The organism is Psychrobacter sp. 1U2 (assembly GCF_051847575.1).
Genome location: NZ_JBPYDC010000663.1, coordinates 1 through 911, shown reverse-complemented (window position 1 = coordinate 911; position 911 = coordinate 1). Strand labels below are relative to the sequence as shown.

Annotated in this window: 1 protein-coding gene; it reads right to left on the bottom strand. The window is 45.1% G+C overall.

Going from position 1 to position 911, the window contains the following annotated elements:
- Nucleotides 1-911: aldehyde dehydrogenase family protein (locus ACS8FD_RS17955; protein ID WP_439276850.1), on the bottom strand; the 911-nt coding region annotated here is incomplete at both ends.

Below are 911 nucleotides of genomic sequence, written 5' to 3'. Positions count from 1 at the left end.
GAAACGATACGCTTTATGTACACTGCGTGTCCAAATCCCAGCGCCAAGACCATATAACGTGTCATTAGCAATGCTCATCGCTTCGTCGTCGTCTTTGAACTTTGTGACGGCAAGTACTGGTCCAAAGATTTCCTCTTGGAACACGCGCATGTCATTAGTACCTTCGAAGATAGTCGGCTGCACATAGTAACCGTCTCCAAGATCGCCATTGTGTTCGGCTTTTTCGCCGCCCACTAGGACTTTTGCACCTTCTTTTTTACCGATATCGAGATAAGAAAGAATTTTTTCTAATTGATCTGAGCTGGCTTGCGCACCAATCATGGTGTCAGTGTCTAATGGATTGCCCATTTTGATAGCTTCGACGCGAGCAATACAGCGTTTGATAAATTCATCATAAATGCTTTCATGTACTAAAGCGCGCGATGGACAAGTACAAACCTCACCTTGGTTCAAGGCAAACATCACTAAGCCTTCTACTGCTTTGTCTAAGAAATCATCATCTTCGTCCATGATATCGGCAAAGAAAATATTTGGACTCTTACCACCAAGCTCAAGCGTTACTGGAATAATGTTTTCACTAGCATACTGCATGATGAGACGACCGGTGGTCGTTTCGCCAGTGAAAGCCACTTTATTAATGCGTGGGTTAGAAGCCAATGGTTTACCTGCCTCGACACCAAAACCATTCACGATATTTAGTACGCCTTTTGGCAAAATATCAGCGATGCCGATGGTTTCTAGCATGAACAAGATAGAAGCTGGCGTTTGCTCAGCAGGCTTCATGACGATACAGTTACCAGCAGCAAGAGCTGGGGCAATTTTCCATACTGCCATCAGAATAGGGAAGTTCCATGGGATAATTTGGCCGACGACGCCTAGCGGTTCATGGAAGTGGTAAGCGACGGTGTCTT